Source organism: Streptococcus oralis subsp. oralis (assembly GCF_002096445.1).
GTDB classification, from domain to species: Bacteria; Bacillota; Bacilli; order Lactobacillales; family Streptococcaceae; genus Streptococcus; species Streptococcus oralis_N.
The window spans coordinates 1-4,545 of sequence record NZ_NCUK01000007.1 but is presented as its reverse complement, the minus strand read 5'-3'; the positions used below and the strand labels follow the sequence as shown (position 1 = coordinate 4,545).

Below are 4,545 nucleotides of genomic sequence, written 5' to 3'. Positions count from 1 at the left end.
TTCTGTCCTTTTTTGAATCTAGTATTTACTTTTTTTATGACATAAAGAATAAAACTTCCCAAAATATCCAGTCCTATTGAGATTATAAATATTCTCCCAAACCAAATAAGCCAAAGGGGGGTGTATGAACTAGGACTAAAATAGCCTATATTATACATAATACCTAGGAATATTGAACAAAACAAAATCTCAAGGGAAATTCTAATCTTTGCTTTCTTCAAACTGAAATCCTTAAATAAATTTCGAAAAGTCTCTTTTTTCTTAGGTACATCTTCCCAATACTCCTTGCTTTGAGTTTTTAGATATAAAAGATAGGCGACTTCTGTGATGAGTTGGGAGAAGCCATAGCTAAAAAGTACCGCTGTTAGAATTCCTAAAACTAGCGCAAACTTACCAGAAAGAACACCGCCTAGCATGGAAACTGTAAAAATAATGAGAAGAGAATTATTATTGTGGGCACTAGATTTCGCAAAAAAATTACCCATTGTTCTATTGGTAGAAAAACCTTTTTTTAACTCGCTTTTTAGCCAAAAATAGTGATAAACAAAACCAACAACTGTACAGATTAACAAAAAAGGAATGGTGTATAATGAACGTTCGTTATATTCTTGCAAATTAGTCCCTGAATAAACAAGAATAATATAAGATATAAGTATCAAAGATAAAAAAATACCTATATAAGATAAAAGTAATAATATGGTTGATAAAATCTGTCTACGATAAATAAATGTCATTCCTAGCGGAATAAAGGTTGCCACGACAAGATAAATAACATAAATCAAAACAAAATCAAAAAAGTAATTTTCCAAAGGATTTATTCCGTAGCCTTTAACAAAATAAAAATATTGGAAAAGCAGAAACAATGCCGAAGCGAAGGCTCCTGTGAACGAAATAACCATCATACTTGCAGATGCGCGAGTGTTTGCTAAGCTTTTAAAATATACTTTATTTAATTCTTCAACTTCTTTCACTGTTTTTTCTTTCACTTTAACCTCCTAAATTGATCTAACTATAAGCTTGTTTCATTAAAAATCGTAGCTTAATCTGCTTATTCTTAATTTTTAATAAATTGATTAAAATCTCTAGAAATCAATTTTTTTCAATTAAATATCTTTATTTTCTAATTCTTTGTTTAACTGTCTAAATAAGTTATTAATTATTTTTCCTCTTAGGAAGATTTTATTATAAAAGAACATAAAATATATAGTCATAAATAAAACTGAAACAACTCCCCACGGAAGATTGCCATATGTGATAAAGAGGTATGCAAAGAATATTATAATTAGTGGTAATATGATAAGAGATAAATAGGTAAACAAGATATTTTTTCGCTCTCTTAACACAAAGTTCCTCATTGCTTTTTCCTCTAATTGAAGTTTTTCCACTTCTCTCTCACGATGGAAGGTCGCATAACAAACAACAAAGGCTGTTATAAAGGAAATCAGGATGCCTATCATTAAAAATTGATATCTTCCCAGAATGGTTAAATAGTATTTTGAATTAACTTTTCCAATTATGACATAAATAATCATGATCAAGCTACTGCCAGCAGTTTCCAAAAAAGAAGTCTTTTTTCTTACTATGTATAAACTAGAATCTTTTTTATCAAAATAAACTGGATTTTTATCAATTGTTCCTATAGGAACCTTATTTTTTAAATATTTTTTCATATATCATTTTCCTTTTAATCTTGATTATAACATTTTCTCACCATATAGAAAATCCTAGAATGAAATTCTAGGATTTGTATGTCATTTTTTGAAGTCTTCTATGGTGAAGTGGTCATAGGTGATTTTTGAGACTTCCTTCTTTTAGGCCTCTACCAACTTTTAATCTCTTTTAGCTCGTATTCCTACCATGATATCTGTGTATAAAACATCATTTACCTTACTTGAAATATAAAATACGGGTGTAGATTCTTCTAAGTCATTGTCGATCAATAAATTGGTTAACAGGTATATAGCCTTATCAAAGTCAACAGCTTTCTCTCCAGTAACTCTAACTCCTACCATTTGAGGAACTAAAAAATAACTGTTATAAGCTGTCCCTTCCAGTAATTCATTCTCTCCTAAATAATCCTCATGAACGGGAAGATAGACTGTGATGTTGTATGTCCCATCATCCAACTCTCCGATATGAGGACATGAGTAAAAGGGATTACTTTTAGGCGTATATCCAGCTGCTACTGCTGTTTGAACCATATCTTGAAAGGCTACTGCAATTTCATCACCAGTAATGTTGTAATCGACACTTAAGACATTACTCATCATTAATGATTGATTCATACCATATGTAATTTCTGCCATTTTACTTCTCCACTGGGATAATCAAATCTACAAACAAATCATCATAAACTGGAATCAAGACCAAATACAACTTGTCTTGCAACTTCCAACCGTGGTCTCTGATGTAATCCTTCATCTCGTAGATGGACTGGTCCAAGCCATCCTCAAATGGCACACGTTTGCTGATACCCTCAATATTTAAACTAGCTTGGTACCTTAGTTGGCTCGTTGAGTTTGTTTCTGAAATGACAGGTATATAAACGGTAACGTCCTGTTCTTCTTCGTCAAACTGAGTTGGAGTCATTTCAAAAATGGTCGGACCATCTTTATAGATGCCATTGGTATAGGGTAAGAGTTCTGTGTGGACAAACAACTCCAATAGTTCGTCCGCTTGAATCTGGACCTGGTCTGTCATCAAATGTTCCATATGAATCTGGATTTCTTTAATCATGTTTCTTTTCCTTTTTAAATCTATTTTTATCAAATTCTTTATTTTGAATCAAATCCGAAGACACTTCTATATGCTTGATTGGTCTTGTTTCCTCAATATCATGACGATGTTGGTAGGCATAGATAATATGAAACCAAGGTAAGTACACAGCTTGTCCAAAAGCCATTGATAATAAAGACATTCCCCATCCCATAAAATAATCATATCCAATCATTGCTAAAAATATACAGACACACGATAAAATAAGTGGAGGAGCGATAACAAAATTAAGCATAAATTTGCTGGCTTTCTGCGAGATAACTTCTTCAGAGTCTAAATTGACCAAACAGCTCATAACGACTATAACAATAATGGATTGGATAAGAGGGAGGGATAACTTTAAACCGATAAAACTATGATCCCCACTCAAACTATTAAAAGTAATAATAGCATAAATATGACCAGTCAGATACATGAGATAGGTTCCAAAACTAGTTAAAATTCCTCGTCTAAGATCCAGTAAAAATACCAGATTTAAAATCCAAACAACAATCCCTGTAATAATCAAACCTTGATATAAGGCAGGATTTTTTAAAATATTTAATCCTGCAAGCCAAAATCCTGTAAATACCAAGGGATACAAAATAAAAATCCCATTTAATACCCCCCAAAGAGGAACTGGTCCTTGTATTTTGCTTCGTTGAAATTCAAAAGTTTTTTTTATTCGTTCCAGTATCATTTAAACCATCCTCTCATGCCTTTTATCAGGCTATTGACTCCTTTTTTAAGATTATCAGTTATATGAAAACTATCGTTAAGTTTATTTGCAACCCAAACCGCACCTGCGGATGCTGCGATTGCACCTAAACCAGTTAACCAAACAGGAGCAGTAGCAATACCTGCCACCCCTGCTACAAATCCTGCAAATGCAGCCCCAGCACTCGCTGCGGCAGTTGCCGCAACAGTTGTTCCTGCCGCCTTGGCCGCATCAATCACAAAACCTGTTGCCACACTTGCTTTAACTTCATTACCTCTAAGACCCTGACGTTTGGCATTCTGAGAATTATCATGTATTTTCGAAAAAGTATCGACAACATCTAAGGCAACACCAACAACTGCTGCTCCTTTTAAGAACTTACCAAACTTCGTAGCGGATTTAAAACCTTCTTTGTAATTTTTAAAGCTATCTGTAGCAGACTTAACTAAACCTTTAAATCCTCCAGATGCGCCTGCCTTTCCTAAACTCCACAGGCCTTTACCAGCGCCTTTGAAAGTTATCTCTTTAATAAATTCTTCTTTCAATAGGCTTCCAGTTGTAGACACAAGTGATTTTCCGACACTAGCCACTTTGGTACTAAATCGAGTTGTATCTGTAAAAGATTTGAAAACCTTACTCAATTCTTCATTATATTTAGTATAACCTAGCTTTTTCATTATGGATTTGAAGGTCTGTGGAACACCACCGTTTTTATATTGAACTACCTTATAAGTACGACTACCATTTAATTTCTTAGTAACTTCAAAATAATTATCTAGAAGTTCCCCAAATTTTGTTGTCTCTTTAAGAACAATGGTATCTCCTTTTTTATTTTGACTAAAACGATACAACGCATATAAAGCTGGCAAAATAGATTTTAAATGTTTTTTATAGTCCTTACTATTTTTATATAAATCACTCTTTGTGACATTTTTATAAACATTAAATAATGAATCTATTAAGTTCTCATTTTCGGCCACCGTCCCACTATACTTAGACTCGGCAAGCTGTTTTGCGAGAGCATTTTGGTACTTCACAGCTTTGGAGTTGCTATGGATAGCTGTGTGAATCTC

Annotated in this window: 5 protein-coding genes and 1 pseudogene; all 6 read right to left on the bottom strand. The window is 33.2% G+C overall.

Going from position 1 to position 4,545, the window contains the following annotated elements; genetic code table 11:
• The coding region (locus B7721_RS00095) for a hypothetical protein (RefSeq protein ID WP_164497068.1) at positions 1 to 986 on the bottom strand (986 nt) is incomplete at its 3' end.
• A 117-nt stretch (positions 987 to 1,103) separates the two neighbouring features.
• Entirely contained in the window at positions 1,104 to 1,670 is a 567-nt protein-coding gene (locus tag B7721_RS00090) for a hypothetical protein (RefSeq protein WP_061421774.1), read from the bottom strand.
• Positions 1,671 to 1,829: 159 nt separating this feature from the next.
• A complete protein-coding gene (locus tag B7721_RS00085; RefSeq protein ID WP_084876928.1) occupies positions 1,830 to 2,306 on the bottom strand; it encodes a DUF5085 family protein in 477 nt (158 codons plus the stop codon).
• A 1-nt stretch (position 2,307) separates the two neighbouring features.
• On the bottom strand, positions 2,308 to 2,736 hold the full coding sequence (locus B7721_RS00080; protein WP_084876926.1) for a hypothetical protein: 429 nt from the start codon (positions 2,734 to 2,736) through the stop codon (positions 2,308 to 2,310).
• Positions 2,729 to 3,454: a hypothetical protein gene (locus B7721_RS00075; RefSeq protein ID WP_084876925.1), complete on the bottom strand. Its 726-nt coding sequence runs from the start codon at positions 3,452 to 3,454 to the stop codon at positions 2,729 to 2,731. The genes B7721_RS00080 and B7721_RS00075 overlap by 8 nt, the downstream gene beginning before the upstream one ends.
• Positions 3,451 to 4,545 (bottom strand): annotated as a pseudogene (locus B7721_RS00070) (T7SS effector LXG polymorphic toxin); the annotation flags it as partial. The pseudogene B7721_RS00070 and the gene B7721_RS00075, both read right to left, overlap by 4 nt.